Source organism: Microbacterium sp. ACRRU (assembly GCF_022346945.1).
Lineage (GTDB): Bacteria > Actinomycetota > Actinomycetes > Actinomycetales > Microbacteriaceae > Microbacterium > Microbacterium mcarthurae.
Window position 1 is genome coordinate 179,530 of the sequence record NZ_JAKRNI010000002.1, and the last position, 23,860, is coordinate 203,389.

At 69.7% G+C, this 23,860-nt stretch carries 17 protein-coding genes; 6 read left to right on the top strand and 11 right to left on the bottom strand.

Translation table 11 applies throughout. The features are described 5' to 3' along the window. The first annotated feature begins 82 nt into the window (after window positions 1–82). Both MHY30_RS02550 and MHY30_RS02555 read left to right on the top strand, forming a co-directional pair. Complete coding sequence (locus MHY30_RS02550) at window positions 83–3,916, top strand: hypothetical protein (RefSeq protein ID WP_239274936.1); 3,834 nt, start codon at window positions 83–85, stop codon at window positions 3,914–3,916. A 173-nt stretch (window positions 3,917–4,089) separates the two neighbouring features. Next, entirely contained in the window at window positions 4,090–4,575 is a 486-nt protein-coding gene (locus MHY30_RS02555; RefSeq protein ID WP_239274937.1) for a cytochrome C5, read from the top strand. Between the two features lie 89 nt (window positions 4,576–4,664). Here MHY30_RS02555 and MHY30_RS02560 read toward each other — a convergent pair whose 3' ends face one another. Next, complete coding sequence (locus MHY30_RS02560) at window positions 4,665–5,063, bottom strand: HtaA domain-containing protein (protein ID WP_239274938.1); 399 nt, start codon at window positions 5,061–5,063, stop codon at window positions 4,665–4,667. After that, the gene (locus MHY30_RS02565; RefSeq protein ID WP_239274939.1) at window positions 5,060–5,974 is read right to left on the bottom strand and encodes a LysR family transcriptional regulator; all 915 of its coding nucleotides are present in this window, start codon (window positions 5,972–5,974) and stop codon (window positions 5,060–5,062) included. The genes MHY30_RS02560 and MHY30_RS02565 overlap by 4 nt, the downstream gene beginning before the upstream one ends. A 121-nt stretch (window positions 5,975–6,095) precedes the next feature. Here MHY30_RS02565 and MHY30_RS02570 point away from each other — a divergent pair, with 121 nt between their 5' ends. Further along, on the top strand, window positions 6,096–9,077 hold the full coding sequence (locus tag MHY30_RS02570) for a cytochrome P450 (RefSeq protein ID WP_239274940.1): 2,982 nt from the start codon (window positions 6,096–6,098) through the stop codon (window positions 9,075–9,077). Between the two features lie 53 nt (window positions 9,078–9,130). On the opposite strand, the gene MHY30_RS02575 is transcribed toward MHY30_RS02570, so the two are convergent. The 6 genes from MHY30_RS02575 to MHY30_RS02600 all read right to left on the bottom strand — a co-directional run bounded on the left by MHY30_RS02575 (window position 9,131) and on the right by MHY30_RS02600 (window position 15,642). Then, window positions 9,131–9,934, bottom strand: coding sequence for an HpcH/HpaI aldolase/citrate lyase family protein (locus tag MHY30_RS02575; RefSeq protein ID WP_239274941.1), 804 nt, complete (start codon window positions 9,932–9,934; stop codon window positions 9,131–9,133). Further along, window positions 9,919–10,704, bottom strand: a complete 786-nt coding sequence (locus tag MHY30_RS02580; protein ID WP_239274942.1) for a 2-keto-4-pentenoate hydratase — start codon at window positions 10,702–10,704, stop codon at window positions 9,919–9,921. Before MHY30_RS02580 ends, MHY30_RS02575 begins: the two co-directional genes overlap by 16 nt. An 88-nt stretch (window positions 10,705–10,792) precedes the next feature. Then, window positions 10,793–11,941 carry a 3,4-dihydroxyphenylacetate 2,3-dioxygenase gene (gene hpaD, locus MHY30_RS02585; RefSeq protein ID WP_239274943.1) on the bottom strand — a complete coding sequence of 383 codons (1,149 nt, stop codon included), beginning with the start codon at window positions 11,939–11,941 and terminating at the stop codon, window positions 10,793–10,795. Window position 11,942: 1 nt separating this feature from the next. Next, window positions 11,943–13,457: a 5-carboxymethyl-2-hydroxymuconate semialdehyde dehydrogenase gene (gene hpaE / locus MHY30_RS02590; protein WP_239274944.1), complete on the bottom strand. Its 1,515-nt coding sequence runs from the start codon at window positions 13,455–13,457 to the stop codon at window positions 11,943–11,945. Between the two features lie 17 nt (window positions 13,458–13,474). Next, complete coding sequence (locus tag MHY30_RS02595; protein WP_239274945.1) at window positions 13,475–14,161, bottom strand: GntR family transcriptional regulator; 687 nt, start codon at window positions 14,159–14,161, stop codon at window positions 13,475–13,477. After that, window positions 14,158–15,642 (bottom strand): fumarylacetoacetate hydrolase family protein, encoded by a 1,485-nt coding sequence (locus tag MHY30_RS02600; protein ID WP_239274946.1) that lies wholly within the window; start codon window positions 15,640–15,642, stop codon window positions 14,158–14,160. The genes MHY30_RS02595 and MHY30_RS02600 overlap by 4 nt, the downstream gene beginning before the upstream one ends. 105 nt (window positions 15,643–15,747) lie before the next feature. Between MHY30_RS02600 and MHY30_RS02605 the strand changes: the two genes are divergently transcribed. Then, window positions 15,748–17,139, top strand: a complete 1,392-nt coding sequence (locus MHY30_RS02605) for an MFS transporter (protein ID WP_239274947.1) — start codon at window positions 15,748–15,750, stop codon at window positions 17,137–17,139. Between the two features lie 94 nt (window positions 17,140–17,233). Here the strand turns inward: MHY30_RS02605 and MHY30_RS02610 are convergent, their stop codons facing one another. The 3 genes from MHY30_RS02610 to MHY30_RS02620 form a co-directional block, all read right to left on the bottom strand. Next, window positions 17,234–17,461 (bottom strand): aldehyde dehydrogenase family protein, encoded by a 228-nt coding sequence (locus tag MHY30_RS02610; protein WP_374204580.1) that lies wholly within the window; start codon window positions 17,459–17,461, stop codon window positions 17,234–17,236. A gap of 148 nt (window positions 17,462–17,609) precedes the next feature. Further along, on the bottom strand, window positions 17,610–19,259 hold the full coding sequence (locus MHY30_RS02615) for a thiamine pyrophosphate-binding protein (protein WP_239274948.1): 1,650 nt from the start codon (window positions 19,257–19,259) through the stop codon (window positions 17,610–17,612). A 217-nt stretch (window positions 19,260–19,476) separates the two neighbouring features. Beyond that, entirely contained in the window at window positions 19,477–20,181 is a 705-nt protein-coding gene (locus tag MHY30_RS02620) for an IclR family transcriptional regulator (protein ID WP_239274949.1), read from the bottom strand. Window positions 20,182–20,277: 96 nt separating this feature from the next. Between MHY30_RS02620 and MHY30_RS02625 the strand changes: the two genes are divergently transcribed. Both MHY30_RS02625 and MHY30_RS02630 read left to right on the top strand, forming a co-directional pair. After that, window positions 20,278–22,137, top strand: a complete 1,860-nt coding sequence (locus MHY30_RS02625) for an FAD-dependent monooxygenase (RefSeq protein ID WP_239274950.1) — start codon at window positions 20,278–20,280, stop codon at window positions 22,135–22,137. 248 nt (window positions 22,138–22,385) lie between these two features. Further along, window positions 22,386–23,858, top strand: a complete 1,473-nt coding sequence (locus MHY30_RS02630) for an NAD-dependent succinate-semialdehyde dehydrogenase (protein WP_239274951.1) — start codon at window positions 22,386–22,388, stop codon at window positions 23,856–23,858. Window positions 23,859–23,860 lie beyond the last annotated feature (2 nt).

Sequence of the window (23,860 nt, forward strand, 5' to 3'; positions counted from 1 at the left end):
AGTCTCCCCTGAGGCTTGCACCCGATGCCTCTATTCGCATTTTGGGGCCGCAGACGGCCGCACTACCTCAGGGGAGACATAAGTGACCATTGACGTGCCCGAACGGGGAGTCAGCGTCGAGGACGGACAGGCGACGGCCAAGCCGATCGGTCGTCGTACCGTCCTCGCCGGAGCGGCGTGGGCCGTTCCTGCCATCGCTGTCGCCACCGCCGCGCCTGCCCACGCCGCTTCGGGCCTGCGCCTCGCATTCGACAACACGACCTACGCCGCCGTCGCCTGCGGAATTCTCACCGGAGTCCAGGTGTCCCTCCTCAATGGCTCCCAACCAGTCCAGGGCGCGTCCGTGGTTGTGTCGCTGCCCTCTGGCTACACCTTCGACGGCGGCTCGAGCTCGAACAGCGGTGTCACAGACGCGTCGGGGAAGTACGCCGTGCCTCCCATCAACATCGGGGTGGGGGCTTCCGACAATTCGATCACGGCCACTGCCGGCTCGCTCGTCGCGAACACGCTCGTGACGGTCGCGCCGAACACCAACGCACTGGGGGCATCGCAGACGAATCCGATCGCCCAGACCTGGGCAAACACCCCCAAGGGGGCGAAACCGGTCGGTGCGAACTACTTCCTTTCCGCGAACGGGGAGTTGTGGTTCGAGAACACGCGAGTGGCAACCGGCGTGGTCACGGCTGTCGGCGTGTTCCACCGCGGATACAACGCGCAGTACGCGGACTACGTTCTGTCCAACGGCCGCAAGTACCGCGCCAAGTGGAGCGGAGTGGAGGCCGAATACGACAAGGTGCCCGCTGGCATGCGTCCCGTGGGACAGAGATACTTCCTGAGTGACGCCGGCGATCTCGTCTGGGACACGGATGCCAAGCCGGTCACCGGAAACGTGAGGTCGGTGGTGGCATGGGCCGACAATGACGAGATCTTCGCCGACATCGAGTTGACGACGGGCGTTCTCGTTCGGGCGCACGATGAGAACATCATCGCCACTTTCTCGCCGATGCCCGAGAACGCCGTGCCGATCGGGGCGGACTACTTCCTGTCGCCGGATGGCGACCTCTTCTACCAGGCGAACTTCGTGGCCGCGCAGGTGGCCTCGGCGGCGGGGTGGTATCATCGCGCTCGCAACGCCCCGTACGCCGACTACATGACACAGTCGGGCAAGGCGCTTCGCGCGTGGGAGCACCGGCCTCGCGATAACGCGTACACGAACGTGCCCGCGGGTGCGAAGCCTGTGGGCGGCTTCTACTACCTCGCGTCCAACGGCGACCTCTACTGGGACGGCAAGTTCGCCACCGCGGGCGTCGACGTGGCGACCGGATGGTGCACCTCCGGTGGTGATCTGCACGCGGACCTCCGTCTCAAGTCGGGGGCAGCCGTCCGGATGAAGTTCGAGAAGATCGACCTCATGCTGTCACCGATGCCTGCAGGCGCAGTGCCGATTCGCGCGGAGTATCATTTCGACGCCGCGAACGGGGAGCTCTACTACCAGGGGAAGCTGCTGGTGGCGGGCGTTGTCAGCGCCATGGGGTGGCACCAGGTGGGTCAGGCCAACTACGCGGACTACATCACCACGGCGGGGCAGGCCTACCGCGCCCGGTACGAGTCTGCGACAGACACGCCTTACACGGGCATCCCGACTAATGCGACGGCGCTCGGCGGTGGGTATTTCCTCGCTGACGGCGTCCTCCGGTGGCGCGACAAGATCGTCGCACGAACCGTCGAATCGGCCGTGGCGCGGTCCGATCGCGACAACACCTGCTGCGACTTCCGCCTCAGTTCTGGAGCCTTGGCGCGCGCGCGAGACGAACGGATCGAGCGCACATACTCACCGATGCCGAACGACGCAGCCGCTGTCGGGGCGGACTACTTCCTCACCCCGAGCGGAGAGCTGTATTGGCAAGGTCGTCTCATCGCGACGGACGTCATCTCCGCAAGCGGGTGGTGGTTCCGCACCTGGAACGAGCAGGTTTGCACGTACGTGACTCGCGACGGCGTCGGATATCAGGCGGGTAACGAGCGGCCGGCCGATCAGACGTTCCGGCCGACGGGAGTGGCCTACGTCAAAGCTCTCACAAGTGATTACTTCCTCACGGCAGACAACACGTTGTACTGGAACGCGGACAAGGTCAATCTCCAGATCGACAAAGTGATGACGTGGAATGACTCCGGCGGGACGCATGCAGATGTGCGCACAGCGGACGGCAAACTGCACCGACTCTGGGACAGGGGCATCGAGGAGTCCTACCCGAGCCTTCCCGCCGACGCCGTGCCCTTGGGCAACAGCTACTTCCTCACCTCAGCGGGAAGCCTGTACTTCAAGGAACAGCTCGTCGTCACCGGTGTAACCGACGCGGTGGGATGGTACGACTCGAAGGATCAGGGTAGTCGTGCCGACTATCGTGGTTCCGATGGGATCGTGCGGCGTGCGCACCGCGAGCAGCCGAACCAGAAGACCTACACGGACGCGCCGGCCGGAGCACAGCTCCTCGGTTTCGGATACTTCCGCACCTCGACGAACGAGCTGTGGTTCGAGGGGACGCTCGTTGCCCCCGGAATCGCGTCGGTCGGGGCATGGAGCGACAACGACTACTTCTATGCCACCTACAGACGCACGGATGGACAGGCTCTGCGCGCTCGGGGTGCGACCCCCAACCAAAGCACGTGGATAGCGGGCAATGCGCCCCTGAACGCCAACCTGATCGGAGCTCGATACGCGCTCGACAGCACCGGGGTGCTGTACTTCGACGGTCAGGGCGTCACCAATGGTGTGACCGGTGCGGTCGGTTGGTACTTCCGCAACAACGATCAGTTCTATGCCGACTACTTCAAGAACGGGGTCGCGGAGCGGGCCGCGGGGACAGTCGCGGGGAACCCCGTTTACGGCGGCACGCCATCGGGGGCCGCTCTATTGGGCTACGGTTACTTCCTCGCCGGCACGGATCTGTGGTACGAGGGCGCCGCGATCCGGACGGGCGTCACCTCGGGGGCCGGATGGGCGAACGGGCAGGACCCCTTCTGCGACTACCGTACCGCTGACCTGGCCTCCTACCGGGCGAAGCGTGCCATCCCGCAGGACGCCGTCTGGACCACAGGCTTGACGCCCATCGGATCCGAGCCGCGGGGTGCGGACTACTACCTCAGCGGTGACGGTGTGCTCAGCTTCCGAGGCACATTGGTCGCGACCGGTGTCACCGAGGCGATTGGCTGGATGAACCCGCAAGTCGACCGGCAGTTCGCCGACTACCGGGGTGCGCAGGGCAATGCCTTCCTCGCGGACCAGACCTCCGTCAATCCCACCATCTACAACAGCGTTCCCTCCGACGCGGTGGCCGTCGGCGCGGGGTACTGGTTGACTCCGGGCGGCGCTCTCTACTTCGGTAACGCGAGCATCCGAACGGGGGTCGCCACGGCACGCGGATGGGCCGAGTTCGCCCAGGAGAGCGGGCCGTCGCAGCTGGCGACGTATCGGGTGGCCACAGGTGCCGCCTTCCGTGCCCGCGGCGCCGCCGCAGCCAACCGCTCGTGGGCGCCCGGCCTCACTCCACTGGGTGCCAAGCCCGTCGGCGCCGGGTTCTTCCTGCTCGGTGATCAGCTGTACTGGGGAGGATCGTTCGTCGTGGGCAGCGTGCAGGTGGCAACCGGCTGGCAGGACTGCCAGGACGACGTGCAGTTCGCGGACTACTTCAAGACAGACGGAACGGCCTACCGTGCAAGGAGGGCTGTCAATTCCCTGGACCTTTCCTACGCGGCCATGCCGGCTGGTACGGAGCCTGTCGGGGCGGGGTACTTCCTCAGCCCGGACAAGAAGCTCTACTTCCAGGGTGCGTTGATCGCTCAGCAAGTCGCGTCGGCGGCCGGGTGGTCGAATCCGCCGCAGAGGGCGGCCTACGCTCAGATCGTCGCCTGCTGATTCCTCAGTGACGACTCCGAGGCGGGGGTGCGACGTATCGCACCCCCGCCTCGGCGTTCTGAGGGGCGACTCGTAGCCGCCGCCGGGTAGACGACGGGTGACGAAATGCGGTACTCCTCGTGCGAGTTGCCAAGGGGCTACACGGATGGTGCTCGTCGTGGCATCGTTCCTGTATGACTGAGTCCGTGCTGAACGACCTTCTCCGCCGCGTCACCGAGAGCGGACTGCTCGACGAGCCGAGCATCGACGACGACACCGTCGTCGGCCTCGCCCATCTGGACGCCGCCGGCGTCGAGGTGGAGGTCGACCTCGACCCCGAGATCGACGACGTCGACGATCCCGACATCGACGCGATCATGGCATCCCTCTCCGAGATCCTGGGCGTCAGCGAGGACCGCTGGCGCGCGATCGTCGACGAGGTCGTCTCCGACATCGAGGACGCGCTCGACGACGACGAGGTGGATGCCGAGATCGACCTGCGCACCGACCTCGAGGCCGTGGGTGTCGGCGTCTTCGCCGACGCGGTCATCGTCGTGTTCGCCGGTGCGACGTCGTTCCCCGACGCGCTTGTGCACGTCCAGCTGACGCCTGAGCTCGAGGTCGAGGACATCGAGATCGTGGGCGATGACGACGAGGAAGACGATGACGACGAGGACTGACGCCTGAAAGCCGCCGACGAACGGCCGGGAGACCCACGGGTGCCCCGGCCGTTCCGCGTTCGCGGCAGCTGTGGGCTGAGGCAATCGGCTCAAGAGCCGATGCGGAAATCCTCGAGCGGTGTGCCCGCCTCGTACGGGCCGAAGAAGAGGTCCGCGCCGTCGGCGGTGAGCGCGACCCCCGTGCCGGTGGATCCGTCGAACGCCGCGACCGTGGCGAAGGGCAGCCTCACACCGTCGTCGTCGGGGTCGGCGATCTCGAGCACCCACGTGCCCGCGCGGTCGACGAGAGCCGGGTCGGCGAGGGTCACGCGCATCATCCCCCCGTGGCCGGTGAAGGTCACGCTGCCGGAGAACCGGTGCCCCTCGCCGGGGAAGACGAATCCGCCGTCAGCCTCGCGCACGCCGCCCGCGACGACGACCGCCCCGTCGCTCATGCCGCGCACGTAGCCCACGAGGGACGTCTTGACCGCCCAGCGCAACACGCTCACGACGACGTCCAGCGGATCGAACGAGCGAACGACACCAGGGCTCGCACACGCTCGGGTGGATCGATCGTCGCCGACCAGATGACGTCGATGCCGACGGGATCGACGGGCGGCGAGATCTCCTTCATGGCCACAGGGTAGCCCTCGTAGCTGGCCGGGTTCGCGGGGCGCTGCACCAGGATGCCGTAGCCCAGTCCGCGGCCGACGAGTGTGCGAACCGCCTCGTAGCTGGCGGTGCGATGACGGATTCGCGGGGTGAGCCCGCGCGCCTCGAACAGCGACAGCGTGTGCGCCGAGGACGGCGGGGCGTCGAGCAGGATGAGGTCGCGCGACACGACGTCCTCGAGCCGCACGCTCTCTCCCTGGGCCAAGGGGTCGTCGGCGGCGAGCAGCACGTGGGCGGGCAGGGCGAAGAGGCGCTCGCGGCGCGGATGGCCGGGAACCAGGGTGTCGTACACGAAGGCGACATCGACCTCGCCCGACTCGATCCGCCCCTCGAGCTGATCGTGGGTGGCCTCGCGGATGTGGAGGTCGACCCGCGGGTGGGCCTCACCGAAGTCGTGCAGGAGCGGGGGCAGCACGGTGGGGGCGAGGGTCGGGTAACACCCGATCGTGATGGGCCCGACGAGTTCTCCGGGTTCGGCGCGCAGGCCGATCATGAGTTCGCGGGATGCCGCCAGCAGAGGCCGGGCGTGTTCGACGACGTAGGCCCCCGCGCTCGTGAGCGACACCCCGTGCGCGCGGCGTCGCACTGTAAGCGGCGTGCCCGCGAGCCGGTCGAGGTCGGCGAGCGAGTCGGAGAGGGTCGACGGGGAGATGCGGACGTCCGCCGCCGCGGAGGCGATGGTTCCGGCGTCGGCCACCGCGACGAGATAGGCCAGTTGCCGCAGCGTGAAGTCGGGCACGTCAGGCATCGGGCGCACCTCACATCGGTTCTATCGAAGAATGAGACCGGAAATAACCGCTTTCCCCGGGGTATGCATCGAACCATACTCGAACTGTTCGCCGCCGAACACCGACACGAGGAAGTGCACCGTGAGCCGACCCGCCCCGATCGCCGACTGGGTGACGATCCCGGACCTGTACCGCGACCCGTTCCCCATCTACGACCGACTGCGCGCCGAAGGCGGCGTGCACTGGGTTCCGAGCGTGGGCCGCTACCTCATCACGACCTATGACGCCGTGCACACGACCGAGTTCGACCAGGAGACGTTCTCGGCGAACGAGGAGGGCTCGCTACAGATCCGTGCCATGGGGCATTCCATGCTGCGCCGTGACGATCCGGAGCACTACCCCGAGCGCAAGGCCTGGCAACCGGTGCTGCGGCCGGGCGTCGTCAAGCGCACGTGGACCAGCGTGTTCGAACGCAACGCGGACCGCTACCTCGACGAGATGCTCGCCAAGGGGCCGGGTGCCGACATCATCTGGGATTTCGCGGCGCCGTATGCGGCGGAGAACCTGCGCGAGATCCTCGGCTTCCACAACGTGCACCAGGAAGATCTGCAGCGCTGGTCGCAGACGCTGATCGACGCGACCGGCAACTACGCCGACGACCCCGAGGTGTGGACCAAGGGCAAGCGCTCTTTCGACGAGGTCGACGCCGCCCTCGACGAGATGCTCGCGTGGCACGCGAAGCACCCCGATCACTCGCTCATCTCGACGCTGCTGCGCATCGCCGACTACGAGATGCCGATCGAGAAGATCCGCGCGAACATCAAGATGACGATCGGCGGCGGCCTCAACGAGCCGCGCGACGCCCTCGGTGTCGCCGCGTGGGCTCTGCTCGAGCACCCGGACCAACGCCGCGCGGTCGAGGCCGATCCTTCCCTCTGGCCCGCGGTGTTCGACGAGGCCATCCGCTGGATCGCACCCATCGGGCTGTACTCGCGTCAGGTCACGACCGACACCGTGCTCGCCGGGGTGCGGCTTCCCGCCGGGGCGAAGCTCGGCATCTGCATCCTTTCGGCCAACCGGGACGAGAACGTCTGGGCGGATGCCGCGGAGTTCGACATCCGCCGCGAGGTCAAGCCGCACCTCGCCTTCAGCAAGGGTGTCCACGTGTGCCTGGGCGCCTGGGTCGCCAAGGCGGAGGTGGCGACCGTCGGCTTGCCGCGTCTGTTCGAGCGCCTCCGCAGCGTGGATCTGCACCCGGAACGCCCGGCCGTGATCGGTGGGTGGGTGTTCCGCGGGATGCTGGAGCTTCCCGTCACCTGGGACACGTCGGCTGCCGCTCGTGTGCCCCTCGCCGAGACGCCGTCCGCCGTCCCGGCGGCAATGGTTCCCCACGTGGCGATCGTCGGCTCGGGCCCCGCCGGCTGCTTCACCGCGCAAGCGGTTCGGCGCTCCTTCCCCCACGCCGAGATCGACGTCTTCGATCGCTTGCCCGTGCCCTACGGTCTCGTGCGCTACGGAGTCGCCGCCGACCATCAGGGCACCAAGTCGGTGTCGCGGCAGTTCGACCGCCTTTTCACTGAGGAGGGCGTGCGATTCCACGGCGGCGTCGCGGTCGGGCAGGACGTCCCGCTCGACGCGCTCCGCTCCGCTTTCGACGCCGTGGTGCTCGCCTCGGGTGTCTCGGCTGACGCGCGCCTCACCGTACCGGGCGCCGACCTTCCCGGGGTCGTGGGTGCCGGGGCACTGACCCGACTGCTCAACGGGCACCCCGACCATCACGGTGACGACGTCGCGCTCGGCCCTCGCGTGGTGGTGATCGGCCACGGCAACGTCGCGCTCGACGTCGTGCGGTTGATCGCTCGCACGGGCGCGGACCTCGACGGGAGCGACGTCGACGACGCCGTGCACGGGCGCGTCGCGGGCGATGTCCGTGTCGTGCACGTCGTCGGGCGTTCCGCGCCGGAGACCGCCAAGTTCGACCCCGTCATGGTGCGCGAACTCGCCGCTATCCCGGGCATCGGCCACACGGTGCACGGAACCGACCTCACGGCGGTGCCCGAGGGCAAGGACGCCCGTGTCGACGCCGTCCGGACGCTCGAGCGCGCCGCCGACGAAACCGCCCGGGTGCAGGTGCACTGGTGGTTCGGTCTCACCCCGGAGGCGATCGAAGGTTCGGCATCGGCGGAGGGCGTGCGTTTTCGCGGCGCCGACGGCGCGGTGCGGCTCGACGCGGACGCAGTGGTCACCGCCGTCGGATTCGCCGCGGATCCGACGACCCTCGTCGAGCCCGGCGCCTACCCGGACGGGCGCATCGAGCCCGGACTCTACGTGGCCGGCTGGCTGCGCCGCGGCCCGCGCGGCACGATCCCCGATCAGCGCGCCGACGCGAGAGGCCTCGCCCGCGTCCTCGCCGACGACGTGGCGAAGGGCGCGATCACCGGCGGAGCGGCAGGTCTCGCGGCCCTCGACCTCCCCGATCACGTCGACTTCGACGGATGGCGACGGATCGACGCGCGCGAGACGCTCCGGGCCGCGCCCGGCCGCGTGCGGGCCAAGCTCCGCACGCGGGAGGATCTGCTCGCCGCCGCGGCCGACACGTCGACCCCGCTCCCGACGGTTGCGGTGTCGCGCTCCAAAACGGGCGGGGAGAGCAGCGTGCCCGTCACGCTCCTCTTCGGCACCGAGTCGGGGAACGCCGAGCTCGTTGCGGAAGACCTCGCGCGCCACCTCGGAGATCGCGCCGAGACGCGGGTCGTCGACCTCGGCGACCTGGACCTCGCCGACCTCGACCCCGGCCGAGTGCACCTCGTTGTCTGCTCGACCTACGGCGACGGCGAACTGCCCACGACCGTGCGCGGGTTACGTGAGCGGCTCCTGTCCGAGCGGCCGGGGCTCGATGGCATCCGCTATGCCGTTTTCGGTCTCGGCGACCGCAGCTACACGAAGACCTATTCGCGGGGGAGCGAGATGATCGACGAAGCGCTCGCCGCGTGCGGCGCCACGCGGGTGGGGGAGTACGGCCGCCACGATGCCGGTGGGCCGATGGATGCCGCGGAGGTCGCGCGCGAATGGGCCGATGGCGTGCTCGCCGAGCTCGCGGCTCGAGAGCTCGTCGCCCGCTGACCGGTGGTGCCGCGGGTCGCTCGCGGGGAGCGCCGGAGGGGAGCCGACCGCGGCTAGTAGCTGGCGCGGTCGGAGGCGTCGCCGCCCGACGACCACCGGGCCGCGAGGGCTTCTGAGCCTCGGGCGAGGAGAGCGACGTCGGCGCCGACGAGGAGGAAGGACGCCCCGGCATCCCGGTATGCCTCCGCCATATCGGGGTCGAACGCGTTCACGCCGACCGGCTTCCCGGCCGCGCGCACCGCGGTGAAGGCCCGCAGGACCGCAGCCACGACGTCGGGATGCGTCTGCCGGCCGAGAAGACCCAGGGATGCCGCGAGGTCGCTGGGCCCCACGAAGACACCGTCGATTCCGTCCACCGCCGCGATGTCGCCCGCGGCGTCGACCCCCTCGGCCGTCTCGACCTGCACGAAGAGCGAGACGTGGTCGTCGGCGGCGGCGAGATAGTCCTCGACGCGGTTCCATCGCGCCGATCGCGCGAGCGCCGACCCCACGCCCCGCACGCCGCGCGGCGGATAGCGCACCGCCGCCACGAGTTCACGGGCCTGGTCGGCGGACGACACCATGGGGACGAGGATGTTCTGGGCGCCGAGGTCGAGCACCTGCTTGAGTGTGACCGTATCGCCGATGGGGACGCGCACCACCGGTGTCGCCGGGTAGGCGGCGATGGCCTGCAGCTGCGTGAGCACCGACGTGAGGCCGTTGGGCGAATGCTCCATGTCGACGAGGATCCAGTCGGTCCCCGAGCCCGCGATGATCTCGGCCACTAGGGGGCTGCCCGAGCAGACCCACATCCCCGCGAGGGGGCGGGACGACTCCGCGAGGCGGTCGCGGAAAGTCGGAGCTAGACGAAGCGGCATTCGATCGTTCCCATCGGTCCGTAGTCGCACAGCACGCTATCGCCCCGCGACACCCACATCGGGCGCGTGAACGATCCGGCGAGGATGATCTCGCCCGCTTCGAGCCGTGCGCCGTGCTGCGCGAACTTGTTCGCCAGCCAGGCGACGCCCGTGGCGGGGTGGCCGAGCACACCGGCAGCGACACCCGTCTCTTCGATGTCGCCGTTGCGCGAGAGCACGCCGGGCACCCATCGCAGATCGATCTCGTCGGGGCGCTTGTGCACGTCGCCCAGGACCATCGCGCCGTAGGCGGCGTTGTCGGAGATCGTGTCGACGATCGTGCGGCCCTCGAGGTCGATGTGGGAATTGAGCACCTCCAGGGCCGGGACGGCATAGTCGATCGCCGCCAGCGCGTCCTCGAGAGTGCAGTCCGGTCCCTCGAGAGGCTGCTTCAGCACGAACGCGAGCTCGACCTCGATGCGGACGTTCGAGAAGTGCTCCACCGGGATGTCGTCTCCCGAGCGGTACACCGTGTCGTCGAACATGACGCCGTAGTCGGGCTCGGTGATCCCCGTGGCCTGCTGCATCGCCTTCGAGGTCAGCCCGATCTTGCGCCCCACGAGCGTGCGGCCCGCCGCGATCTGCGTGTCGCGCCAGCGGCCCTGGATGGCATACGAGTCGGCGACCGTGGCATCCGGGAACCGTGCGGTGATGCGCGGGATCATGCTGTGCGTGCGGTCGGCCTCGGCGAGCTCGGCCGCGATCTGGTCGATCTGCTGCTCGGTGAGCATGTGTTCCTCCGTGTCTTTCGGCCTGAGTCGCCAGAATTTGTCGCCTCCGGGCGAGCCCGGGCGACAAATTCTGGCGACTCGCGCCTCGTTAGAGCTGGTTGCCGAGCTTGAACTCGGGAGAAGGGGATGCCTCGGGGGCGCGGGTGTAGGAGAAGCCGTCGGCCCCGATCGTCACGGCCATCTCGCTCGCGTCGGTGCGGGCACGCACCGGCTGCGGGTTGCCGTCGAGGTCGAGGACGAGCGACGCCTCGGTGTACCACGACGGCACGACCGCGTTGCCCCACCAGTCACGGCGCTGGTTGTCGTGGACGTCCCACGTGACGACCGGGTTGTCGGGGTCGCCGGTGTAGTAGTCCTGCGTGTAGATCTCGACCCGGTGGCCGTCGGGGTCGCGCAGGTAGAGGTAGAACGCGTTCGAGACGCCGTGACGCCCGGGTCCGCGCTCGATGGCATCCGACCGCCGGAGCGCGCCGAGCTTGTCGCAGATGGCGAGGATGTTGTGCTTCTCGTGCGTGGCGAAGGCGACGTGGTGCATGCGGGGGCCGTCGCCGCCGGTCATGGCCGTGTCGTGCACGGTGGGCTTCCGCCGCATCCACGCGGCGTAGACCGTGCCCTCGTCGTCCTGGATGTCTTCGGTGACGCGGAAGCCGAGCGTCTGCATGAAGTTGACGGCGCGCGGCACGTCGGGCGTCACCTGGTTGAAGTGGTCGAGGCGGACGAGCTCGCCCGGCGTGTGCAGGTCGTAGCGCCACGACAGACGCTCGACGTGCTGGGTGTCGAAGAAGAACTCGTACGGAAACCCGAGCGGGTCCTCCACGCGCACGGAATCGCCGATGCCCTTCGTGAAGCCGTCACGGCGCCGCTCGACCCGGCATCCGAGCTCGGAATAGAAAGCGACCGCCTTGTCGAGGTCGTCCGCGCTGCGCACGCGGTACGAGAACGCCGCGACCGCCGCGACCGGACCCTGGCGCAGCACGAGGTTGTGGTGGATGAACTCCTCGGTCGAGCGCAGGTAGATCGCGTCGCCGTCCTCCTCGGTGACGTAGAGCCCCAGCACGTCGACGTAGAACTCCCGGGATGCCGCGAGGTCGGTGACGACGAGCTCCATGTAGGCGCAGCGCAGGATGTCGGGCGCGGGGGAGGAGGGCGTCGGGATGGGGTTGTCGGTGCGGATCGGCGCCTCGGCGGAGACGAAGAAGCCCGAGGAGGTGCGGGTCATCTGGCTGCGGTCGGTCATCTCAGGCTCCTTTGCCGAAGGTCGGGTTGTGGGACGGGCCGAGGGTGATGTGCACGGCCTGCTGGTCGGTGTAGAAGTCGATCGAGCGGTACCCGCCCTCGTGGCCGAGGCCGGATGCCTTCACGCCGCCGAACGGGGTGCGGAGGTCGCGCACGTTGTTGGAGTTGAGCCACACCATGCCGGCCTCGACGTTCTGCGCGAACAGGTGAGCGCGCTTCAGGTCGTTCGTCCAGACGTAGGCGGCGAGGCCGTACTTGGTGTTGTTCGCCAGCTCCAGCGCCTCGTCGTCGGTGTCGAACGGCGTGATGGCGACGACCGGACCGAAGATCTCCTCCTGGAAGATGCGCGCATCGGGGGCGACGTCGGCGAAGACGGTCGGCTGGACGAAGTTCCCCTCGTCGAAGCCGTCGGGGCGGCCGCCGCCGGCCACCAGTCGGCCCTCGGTCTTGCCGAGCTCGACGTACGACATGACCTTGGCGTAGTGCTCGGGGTGGACGAGCGCGCCGACCTCGGTCTCGGGGTCGTCGGGGTAACCGACCTTCACTCGCGCGGCCTGCGCGGCGTAGCGCTCGACGAACTCGTCGTACACGGCCCGCTCGACGAGGATGCGGCTACCGGCGGTGCACCGCTCGCCGTTGAGCGAGAACACACCGAAGATGGTCGCGTCGATCGCGGCATCCAGGTCGGCGTCGGCGAAGACGATCGCGGGGCTCTTGCCGCCCAGCTCCATCGAGAGACCCTTGAGGAAGGGGGCCGCGTTGGCGAAGATGAGCTGCCCGGTCGAGCTCTCTCCCGTGAAGGAGATGAGCGGCACGTCGGGGTGCTTCACGAGGGCGTCGCCGGCGTCCTCGCCGAGCCCGTTGACGAGGTTGAACACCCCTTCGGGGAGTCCCGCCTCCTCGAAGATCCCGGCCCACAGGGATGCCGACAGCGGCGTGAACTCCGCGGGCTTGAGCACCACGGTGTTGCCGGTGGCGAGGGCCGGGGCGAGCTTCCACGACTCGAGCATGAACGGTGTGTTCCACGGCGTGATGAGGCCCGCGACGCCGATCGGCTTGCGGTTGACGTAGTTGAGCTGGCGGCCCGGCACCTTGAACGCATCGTCGGTCTGCGCCACGATCAGGTCGGCGAAGAACCGGAAGTTCTCGGCCGCGCGCCGGGCCTGTCCCAACGCCTGCGTGATCGGCAGGCCCGAGTCGAAGGACTCCAGCTCCGCCAGCCGCGCGTCACGGGACTCGACGATGTCGGCGATGCGGTGCAGCACGCGGGAACGCTCGCGGGGGAGCATGCGAGGCCATGGTCCGTCGGTGAAGGCCTTCCGTGCGGCGGCGACCGCGCGGTCGATGTCGGCCTTCTTGCCCGCCGCCGCCGTGACGTACGTCTCGTTGGTGACGGGATCGAGGACGTCGAAGGTGTCGCCGTCGGCAGAGTCGACGAAGGCGCCGTCGATGTAGTGACGGATGCGCTCGGGCAGATCGGCGGGGATGGTCCGCTGCAGCGTCTGTGTGTCGCTCATGGGGATGCTTTCCTGTGTCAGACCGCCGGGAGGCCGAGGACCTCGTCGGGGTGTTCGTGGATGAGGTAGGCGTCGAGGGTGGCAGCGCGATGCCGGCGCGAGGCCTTCTCGATCTCGCCGAGGGGGGCTGCGGACTCGATCAGGCGGAGGATGTTCTCGTGCTCGCGGACACTCTCTGCGGCGCGACCCGGCACGAAGCTGAAGGTCGAGTCGCGCAGGTGCCCGAGGCGGGCCCATTCGGCCTGGACGAGTTCGAGCATGCGCGGGTTCGCGCAACGCTCGAACAGGATCGCGTGGAACTCCTGGTTCAACGCGGTGAAGACGCGCGGGTCGAAGTGCTCGAGTGTCTCGATCATGCGTTCGTTGATCGCGCGGGCACGGTGGAGATCGTCGGAGGTCAGCGCCCGTGCCGACAGCGCGGTGGCCGCGCCCTCCAGGATGCTGAGGGCCTGCATGCTGTGCCGGTACTGCGAGTCGTCCACCATCGACACCCGCGCCCCGACATTGCGCTCGAACGTCACGAGACCCTCGGCCTCGAGCTGACGGATGGCCTCGCGCACGGGCACCACGCTCATGTCGAGATCGCTCGCGATCGAACCGAGCACCAGGCGGTATCCCGGGGTGAACTCCTGACGCGCGATCCGGTCCTTGATCCAGTGGTACGCCTGCTGCGACTTGCTGAGCGTCACTTCCGCGGCCCTCACGAACGTTCCTTCTCGTAGCGGGCGCGCCACTGCGCGTTCATCGGGAAGAGACCGTCCACGGGGTGTCCCGCCGCGACCTGCGTCGCGATCCAGGCATCCTCTTCCTCCTGAGCGAGGGCGGCGTCGACGACCTCTTCGACGAGTGCGGGCGGGATGACGATGACCCCGTCGCCGTCACCCACGATGACATCACCCGGCTGGACGGTGGTGCCGCCGCACCCGATCGCCACATCGGTGTCCCACGGCACATGCCGGCGGCCGAGCACCGCCGGGTGCGGTCCACGCGAGAAGACGGGGAGACCCACCGCGGCGACGGCCGCGTAGTCGCGCACGCCTCCGTCGGTCACGATGCCCGCGGCGCCGCGGGCCTTCGCACGCAGGGCCAGGATGTCGCCGAGCGTGCCCGACCCTGATTCGCCGCGGGCCTCGATCACGATGACCTCGCCCTCTCCGACGCTGTCGAAGGCGCGCTTCTGGGCGTTGTACCCGCCGCCGTGCGAGGCGAACAGGTCTTCGCGGTGGGGGACGAAACGCAGCGTCCGAGCCAGGCCGACGAGCGTGGACCCGGGATGCATCGCGGCCACGCCGTCGATGGAGACATCGTTCAATCCGCGCTTGCGCAATTGCCCCGACAGCGCGGCGACAGGGACCCGCGTGAGCTTCGCGCGCAGTTCGTCGGTGAGTCGGAACGGTGCGGGTGCGGCGGGGAGTCCCGCGCTCTCGCGCGAGCCCCACGCCTCGGCGCGCTGGTGGTCGTCGACGGAGGGGAGGGAGCCGAGCGTGTCGTCGAACGGTTCGTCGCCCTGGACGACCGTCGTCACCAGGCGGCCTGAACTGGGCGACTCGGCGACGCCGGGAGCGTCGACCTCGACCTCGACCACGGCCCCCGGAAGGACGACGCTCGAGCCCGCGGGCGTACCCGTGAGGATGACGTCGCCGGGTTCGAGCGTGAGGTGCTGCGAGAGGTCGGCGACGATCTGGGTCAGCGGGAACAGAAGGTCTTCGGTCGTGTCGTCCTGGACGAGCGCGCCATCCACCCACGTGCGCACGCGAAGGCCGGTCGGCGACACGGTCGCCGCGGGGATGAGCCGGGGGCCGAGCGGCGTGTAGCCGTCACGCCCCTTGGACCGGACGTTGGACCCTTTGTCGTTCGCGCGGAGATCGTAGACGCCGAAGTCGTTGGCCGCGGTCACCGCCGCCACATGGCCCCATGCCTCGTCGGCCGCGACCCGCCGCGCGGTCGCGCCGATCACCAGGGCGATCTCGCCCTCGAAGGCCAGCAGTTCGGTGCCGGCGGGGCGTTCGATGGTCGATCCCGATGCGGCGATCGAGCTGGACGGCTTGAGGAAGTAGGACGGGTGGGTGGGCCGTCGGCCGCGCTGGTGGGCGCGCGAGGGGTAGCTCAGGTGCACCGCGATGACCTTCCCGGGACGGGCGGGCAGCGCGGCGAAGCGCGGGTCTGCGGCATCCGTCGTGCTCATGAGGCTCCTTCGCTGCTCATTGCGTCGTATTCGAAATCGTATATGATCTGACGCGGCGGTTCAACCGACCGACTGACAGCGACGTCGACAGAGGGACACCCAACGATGAGTTCTCCAATCTCTCCCACAGCGGGCGGCTTCACGCCGACCGGTACCATCTCCACTCCCGCCGATCGGCGCCGTGTCGTCTTCGCCACGGTGGTCGGCACGACCGTCGAGTGGTACGACTTCTTCATCTACGCTCAGGCGGCGGGGCTCGTGTTCGCCGCGATCTTCTTCGAGCCCGCCGGCCCCGGGATCGCGCTCATCCTGTCGTTCCTGACGGTGGGGCTCAGCTTCCTGTTCCGGCCGCTGGGTGCCTTCCTGGCGGGACACTTCGGTGACAAGTACGGCCGCCGCGTGGTGCTCATGGTCACGCTGATCCTCATGGGCGTTTCCACGACGCTCGTCGGCCTGCTCCCCACCTACGCGGCCATCGGCGTCGCAGCCCCGATCCTGCTGATCTTCCTGCGCATCCTGCAGGGCATCTCGGCCGGTGGGGAGTGGGGAGGCGCGGTGCTCATGGCCGTCGAGCACGCCCCCAAGAACAAGCGCGGACTCTTCGGCGCATCGCCCCAGATCGGCGTGCCGATCGGTCTGCTCCTGGCATCCGGAATGATGGCGATCATGGCGCTCATCGCGCCCGGCGACGCCTTCCTCGAGTGGGGATGGCGCGTGCCGTTCCTCTTCAGCGTCGTCCTGATCTTCGTCGGGTATTACATCCGCAAGCGCGTCGAGGAGAGCCCCGTCTTCGTCGAGCTCGCCGAGCGCCGGGAAGAGACCAAGACGCCCATCGTGCAGCTGTTCCGCAAGCACTGGGCCCTCGTGCTCATCGCCGCGTTCGTCTTCGCGGGCAACAACGCGGCCGGATACATGTCCACCGGCGGATACATCCAGAATTACGCCACCAACCCCGCCGGCCCGCTCGGGCTCGACCGCGGCCCGGTGCTGTGGGCCGTCGCCGGAGCGTCCGTCGGATGGCTCGTCTTCACATGGCTCTCCGGCTGGATGAGCGACATCATCGGTCGGCGCACCACGTACATCATCGGCTGGATCGCTCTCGCGATCGGCGCCGTCACGCTGTTCCCGCTCGTGAACACCGGGGAGATCGCGCTGGTGTTCCTCGGGCTCCTCATCCTGACCGTCGGCCTCGGCTTCACGTACGGCCCGCAGGCGGCCCTGTACGCAGAACTGTTCCCCGCCTCCGTGCGGTTCTCGGGGGTGTCAATCTCGTACGCGATCGGCGCGATCCTCGGCGGCGCGTTCGCCCCGACCATCGCCACCGCGCTGGTGCAGTCCACCGGTACGACGTGGTCGGTGGCCTTCTACCTCGTCGGGATGGCCGTGCTCGGCCTCATCGCGACCCTGCTGCTGCGCGATCGTCGCGGCATCCCGCTCGGTCCGGACCACGAGGCCGAGCAGGCCGTTTCGCCGATCTACGGGATGTCTCGGTCCTGAGCCGCCTCCCCGGATCCGGTCATCGGCGCGCCGGTGGGGCGCAGGCCCACCCGGCGCGCCGATGCACGTGCCGGCGATGATCGTCACCGCGTGATCACCTTCGGGGCGGCCACGGCCTTGAGGCCTTCCTTCCCGAACTCCATCCCAGCGGCTTCCCCTGCTCTCGAGCGACGATCTGGGCGAGCTCCTCGGCGTGGGCATCGATCTCGTCGGCGGCCCGGTGCAGGATCGCCGACCGCTCGGCGTGCGTGAGCGCGGCCCAGGCGGGTTGCGCGGCGCGCGCTGCGGTCACCGCCCGTGCGAGTTCGGCCGCCGTGTGCACGGGGGCGTAGCCGATGGTCTCGCCGGTGGCGGCGTCGAGAACAGCTCGACCGGGGGCGCGGTGGTGCTCGGGGTGCCGCTGATCGGCGTGCCGAGCGCCAACGGCCGGCCGCCGCTGGACTGACGACGCGGTCCGCTCCGCCGTCGGGCTAGGAGTTCACGCGGATGATCTCCTGCTGATAGGGGGCGATGACGCCGCCGCTGATGCGCAGGTCGAGGAGGAGGAACGGCCGCTCGTCCGCGTCGCGCTGGGTCCACCGGGCGAGGGCGTCGAGGTCGGCCAGGTCGCGCACGACCACCCCCTCCGCACCGAACCCGCGCGCGACCGCGGCGAAATCGACCTCCGGGATGAGCATCGGCTCGCGGGCCAGTCCCTTCAGGCCGTAGAGGTTCACCTCGGCCCCGTAAGCGGCGTCGTTCCACACCACCGCCAGACCGCGGCCGCCGGCGACGCGCACGGCCGATTCGAGGTCGGCGATGGCCATGAGTCCGCCGCCGTCACCGGTGGTGAGCACGATCGTCGAGTCCGGCCGGGCGGCGGCGGCTCCGGGCACGCTGGGGAACCCGAGCCCGATGGACTGGTACGCGGTGCCGACCATCATCACGCGGTCGGGGGACTCCACCGGCCAGTACATGTTCGACCATCCGAGGAAGTGCCCGCCGTCCGACACCACGACCCTGTCCTCGGGGAGAAGCTCGCCGATGCGGACCGCGACCGTCCGCGGGTCGAGGCGCCCGTCGGGGGCGACGCCGTCGCCCGCGTCGCGCGCGCACAGCGCCGCGATGTCCAGGGACTCCCGCCATCCCGACGGTCGCGTGCCGCGGGCGAGCAGGCGCGCGGTGATCGCCGAGGCGGCATCGGCGGCGTCCGCCCGCACGAAACCCCCGACCTGCGGATGGGTGGCCGAGGGTGCGGTGTCGACCTGGAACACGCGCGTCCCCGGCGCGAACAGCTCGCCGAAGCGCATCGTGAACTGGTTGAGGCCGGCGCCGAAGACGACGGCGACATCGGCCTCGCGCACGAGCTGCATCGCGCCCTCGGCACCGAAGCCGCCGGTGACGCCCAGGTCGTAGCGCCGGTCGGGGAAGATGCCCCGGCCCAGCGCTGTCGAGGCGGTGACCGCTCCGGTCGCCTCGGCCAGCGCGCCCAGCGCCTCCCCGGCGTCGGCGAGCCAGGCGCCGCGCCCGGCGAGGAGGAACGGGCGCTCGGCGTGGGAGAGCGCGTCGGCGACCCGGTCGAGCGCTGCGGCCGTGAACGGGCTGGGGGGTCCGGCCTGCGTCGTGAGGGTGAGCGGCGCGGGAGGCGGGACTTCTCCGGCATCGCGCGCGGCCACGTCGTACGGGATCGCGAGGATCGCCGGGCGGCGGTAGGTGAGGGCGTGCTCGAGGGCGATGGCGGTCGTCGCCGCGGCATCCCGCTCGCCCACGGTGTACGTGCGCACCCCCACCGCCGAACCGAGCGCGATCTGGTCGACGCCCCAGGGCCGTGGGCCCGACGTCGGCTCATCACCGACGACGAGCACGAGCGGGATGCGGGCCTGCGCCGCCTCCGCGAGAGCGGTCAGCGTGTTCGTGAAGCCCGCGCCGTAGGTGGCGGTCGCGGCCGCGATCCGGCCGCTCGCGCGGTGGTAGGCGTCGGCGGACACCACGCCGCCGGCCTCGTGCCGCACGGCGGTGAAGGTGGCACCGGTGCGGTCGAGCTCATCCAGGAAGTACGCGTTGCCGTTGCCCATCACCCCGAACACGTGGTCGACGTGAGCGGCGAGGGTGCGGGCGACGTGCGCGGAGACAGAGGGCATGGCGAAGCCTTTCGAGACGGAACGGGATGGATGCCGTATGTGTCTCGCGCTCGTTCTGCGCTACGTGCCCCTTTTTCGAGCAGCGACGCACTGCTTCGTGCGCCTGACGGGGCGAGTATAGCTCGCGTGAGGTGCCAGGATTTGTCGCCTGCGGGACCCCGCAAGCGACAAATCCTGGCACCTCACGCACGGGTGTGGGCGGGGGCGCGGGGGTGGGTCAGAGGCCGAGGCGGATGGACTCGGCGGCCGAAGCGAGGCGCGCGGCGATCACGGGGTCGTCGACCTCCGTCGAGACGTAGACGGCGGCGAGGGCTGCGGGAGGGCGCCCCTGCACCGACAGCGGAACGGCCACCGCGCGGAGCGAAGGGACGACCTCGTCGTGACTCGTCGCCCACCCGCGCTCCACCGTCTCGGCGACCTCGGCGGCCAGGCGTGCATCCACGGCGTCGGGCCACAGCCGCGGCGGGAGCTGCGCGAGCACCGCGCGGCCGGGCGCTCCGCGGGTCACTGGATGCCGTGCGCCCGGGCGCTGCGCCACGGCAGTGACGGCGTGGCGTGGCTCGACGCTCGCGAGCGTCACGCACTCGTCGTGGTCGAGCACCACCAGGAAGCACGTCATGCCGAGGTCGTTGGCGGCGGCGGTGAGCTCGGGCAGCGCCTCGGACTGGAGGTCGGCCGCGACCCCGGCGGCCAGCGCGGCGAGGCCCGTTCCGAGGCGCACCGCGCCGGTGGCATCCCGCGAGACGAGTCCGTGGTCTTCGAGGGTGCGCAGCAGGCGGTAGGCGACGGAGCGGTGCAGACCCACGCGTGCGGCCAGGTCGTCGATCGACAGCGGCGTACGGGCGGCGGAGAGCTCTTCGAGCAGCCGGATGCCACGGCTCAGCGTCTGCGAGGCAGGGGCGGCGTCTTGCCGTGTCGGCATCGGTCGAGTAACCTCTCGTTCGATAGCTGAACGTCGCGTTCGAATATAGAACAGCAACGGACGGCCCCGCAACCCGACATCGACGTCAGGAGAACCATGCAGTTCCACCATCACGGCTACGTCTCCGGCGACCCGCGCATCCAGCCCGCCGCGGGCACCGGTATCGACCGACCGGCGGAACTCCCCGACGAGGTCGACGTGCTGATCGTCGGGTCGGGGCCTGCGGGAATGCTCCTCGCCGCGCAGATGTCGCAGTTCCCGCAGGTCACGACCCGCCTCATCGAGAAGCGTGACGGGCGGCTCGTGCTCGGTCAGGCCGATGGCATCCAGCCCCGTAGCGTCGAGACGTTCCAGGCGTTCGGCTTCGCCGACCGCATCACCGCCGAGGCCTACAACATCGGCTGGATGAACTTCTGGGCCCCCGACCCGGCCGCCCCCGAGCGCATCGTGCGCACCACCCGCACCGAGGACTACGCCCTCAAGATCAGCGAGTTCCCCCACCTGATCGTCAACCAGGCGCGCGTCCTGGACTACTTCGCCGAAGCGGCCGCCCACGGCCCGGCGCGCATCGTGCCCGATTACGGCGTGGAGTTCCTGGGGCTCACCGTCCGCGCCGACGACGTCGAGGTGCGGGTGCGCACGGTCGAGGGCGAGCGCACCGTCCGCGCCACGTACGTCGTCGGCTGCGACGGCGCGCGCAGCGGCGTGCGGCAGTCGATCGGCCGGACGCACGCCGGCGCCGCCGCCCAGCACGCGTGGGGAGTCATGGACGTCCTCGTCGAGACCGACTTCCCGGACTGGCGCATCAAGTGCGCGATCAACGCCGCCGCCGGCAACATCCTCCACATCCCGCGCGAGGGCGGGTACCTCAGCCGCATGTACATCGACCTCGGAGAGGTCGCCGACGACGACGACCACCGGGTGCGGCGAACCCCCCTCGAGGAGATCATCCGCCGCGCGAACGAGATCCTGCACCCCTACTCGATCGATGTGAAGCAGGTCGCCTGGCACAGCGTGTACGAGGTGGGGCACCGCGTCACCGACCAGTTCGTCGACGACCTCGACAACCCGCGCGTGTTCCTCACCGGCGACGCCTGCCACACGCACAGTGCGAAGGCCGGGCAAGGCATGAACGTGTCGATGCAGGACGGCTTCAACCTCGGCTGGAAGCTCGGTCACGTGTTGACCGGCCTCGCGCCGACCGATCTGTTGCGGACGTACGACGCAGAGCGCCGCCCCGTCGCACAGCAGCTCATCGACTTCGACCGGGAATGGTCGTCGCTGATGGCGCGCAAGCCCGGCGAGATCACCGACCCCGACGAGCTGTCGACGTACTACCTCGCCACCGCCGAGTTCCCGTCGGGGTTCATGACGCAGTACGGTCCGTCGCCGATCATCGGGGCGGACGCGGCTCAGGAGCTGGCATCCGGATTCCCGGTCGGGAAGCGCTTCAAGAGTGTCGAGGTCGTTCGAGTGTGCGACGGCAACCCCGTGCACCTCGGCCACCACGCGCGCGCCGACGGGCGCTGGCGGCTGTACGCCTTCGCGGATGCCGACGGCACGGCGCTGCGGGCGTGGGCCGAGGCCGCACACGGGATCGTCGAGCGGTTCACGCCCGCGGGTGCCGATCTCGACGCGGTGTTCGACGCGAAGGTCGTCTATCCCGGACGGTGGGAGGACGTCACCGACGTGCCGGCGCTCTTCCGACCGCGCTCGGGACCGCTCGGGCTCACCGATCTCGAGAAGGTGTTCGCCGCGACGCCCTCGGCCTGGACGACCGCCGACATCTTCGCCGAGCGCGGCATCGGCGCCGCGGGGGCCGTGGTGGTGGTGCGCCCCGACCAGTACGTCGCCCACGTCCTGCCGCTCTCGGAACCGCAGGCGCTGGAGCGCTTCCTCGACGGCGCGATGGCACCGGCGCTCGCGGCGCCGCAGGCCGCACCCACCCCGGCATAAACGCGATGCGCACGCATAAACGCGCGGACGGCGTGTTTATGCGCGGGAATCGCGTTTATGCGGCGCGCTCGGTGTGGCCGCGCCGGACCGGGCCGCGCCGGGCCGCGCCGGGCCGGGCGGGGCAGCTCCGGCCGCGCCCGGGCTCCACGGCGGCGAGCAGAACGTCGCGCTTGTACGACACGTATATCGGCGCCGCTCCACCGGCTGACCAGAATGAGCGGGAGACCCGCACCGACCCAGGAGGACCCATGACCGATTCGCGTGAGAGCGAGCTGCTGGCATCCGTACCGAACGGCCTGTTGATCGCCGGGGAATGGCGTCCGGCCGAGGGGGGCAAGACCGTGAAGGTCAGCGACCCGGCCACCGGTGACGTGATCCGTGAGATCGCCGACGCCTCGGTCGCCGACGGCGTTGCGGCAATGGATGCCGCGGCCGACGCGTTTCCGTCCTGGGCGGCGACGCCGGCGCGGGAGCGGGCCGAGATCCTCCGTCGTGCGTTCGACCTGCTGCAGGAGCGCAAGGAAGACGTTGCGCTGCTCATGACGCTCGAGATGGGCAAGCCCCTCGCCGAGGCGCGCGGCGAGGTCGGCTACGGCGGCGAGTTCCTCCGCTGGTTCAGCGAGGTCACCGCCCACACCCAGGGTCGCTACGGCGCCAACCCCGAGGGCACCGGTCGCATGATCGTCACGCAGCACCCCGTGGGCCCCTGCTACCTCATCACCCCGTGGAACTTCCCCCTGGCGATGGCCACCCGCAAGATCGCCCCCGCGCTCGCCGCCGGTTGCACGGTCGTCATCAAGCCCGCCACCCTCACCCCGCTCACGACGCTGTTCTTCGCGCAGATCCTGCAGGATGCCGGAGTGCCCGCGGGCGTTGTGAACGTGGTGACCACCACGAGCACCGGCCCCGTCTCCGAGCGCATCATCTCCGACCCGCGCCTGCGGAAGCTGTCGTTCACCGGCTCGACCCCTGTCGGTCAGAAGCTGTTGCAGCAGGCGGCGCAGGGCGTGCTGCGCACGTCGATGGAGCTCGGAGGCAACGCTCCGTTCGTCGTGTTCGACGACGCCGACCTCGACAAGGCGGTCGAGGGCGCGATGCTGGCGAAGTTCCGCAACATCGGCCAGGCGTGCACCGCCGCCAACCGCTTCATCGTGCAGCGCTCCGTCGTGGAGGAGTTCACGCGCCGCGTGACCGAGCGCGTTCAGGCGATGAAGATCGGCCGCGGAACCGAAGAGGGCGTGCAGATCGGGCCCCTCATCGACGACCGCGCGGTCGACAAGGCGAAGACCCTCGTCGGGGATGCCGTCGAGCGGGGCGCCACCGTGACCACCGGCGGCTCGCCCGTCGATGGCCCCGGCACCTTCTTCGAGCCGACGGTCGTGTCGGACGTGCAGCCCGGCAGCGACATCCTGCGCGAAGAGATCTTCGGGCCGGTGCTGGCGATCGTCCCCTTCGACACCGAGGACGACGCCGTACGCATCGCCAACGACACGGAGTACGGCCTCGTGTCGTACGTCTTCACCGAGTCGCTCGCGCGCGGCCAGCGCATGATCGAGCGTCTCGAGACCGGGATGATGGGCCTGAACGTCGGCGTCGTCTCCAACGCGGCGGCCCCGTTCGGCGGCTGGAAGCAGTCCGGCCTCGGCCGCGAGGGCGGCGACGAGGGCATCCACGAGTACCTGCAGACGAAGTACACGCTGACGGCGAACCCCTTCGCCTGACC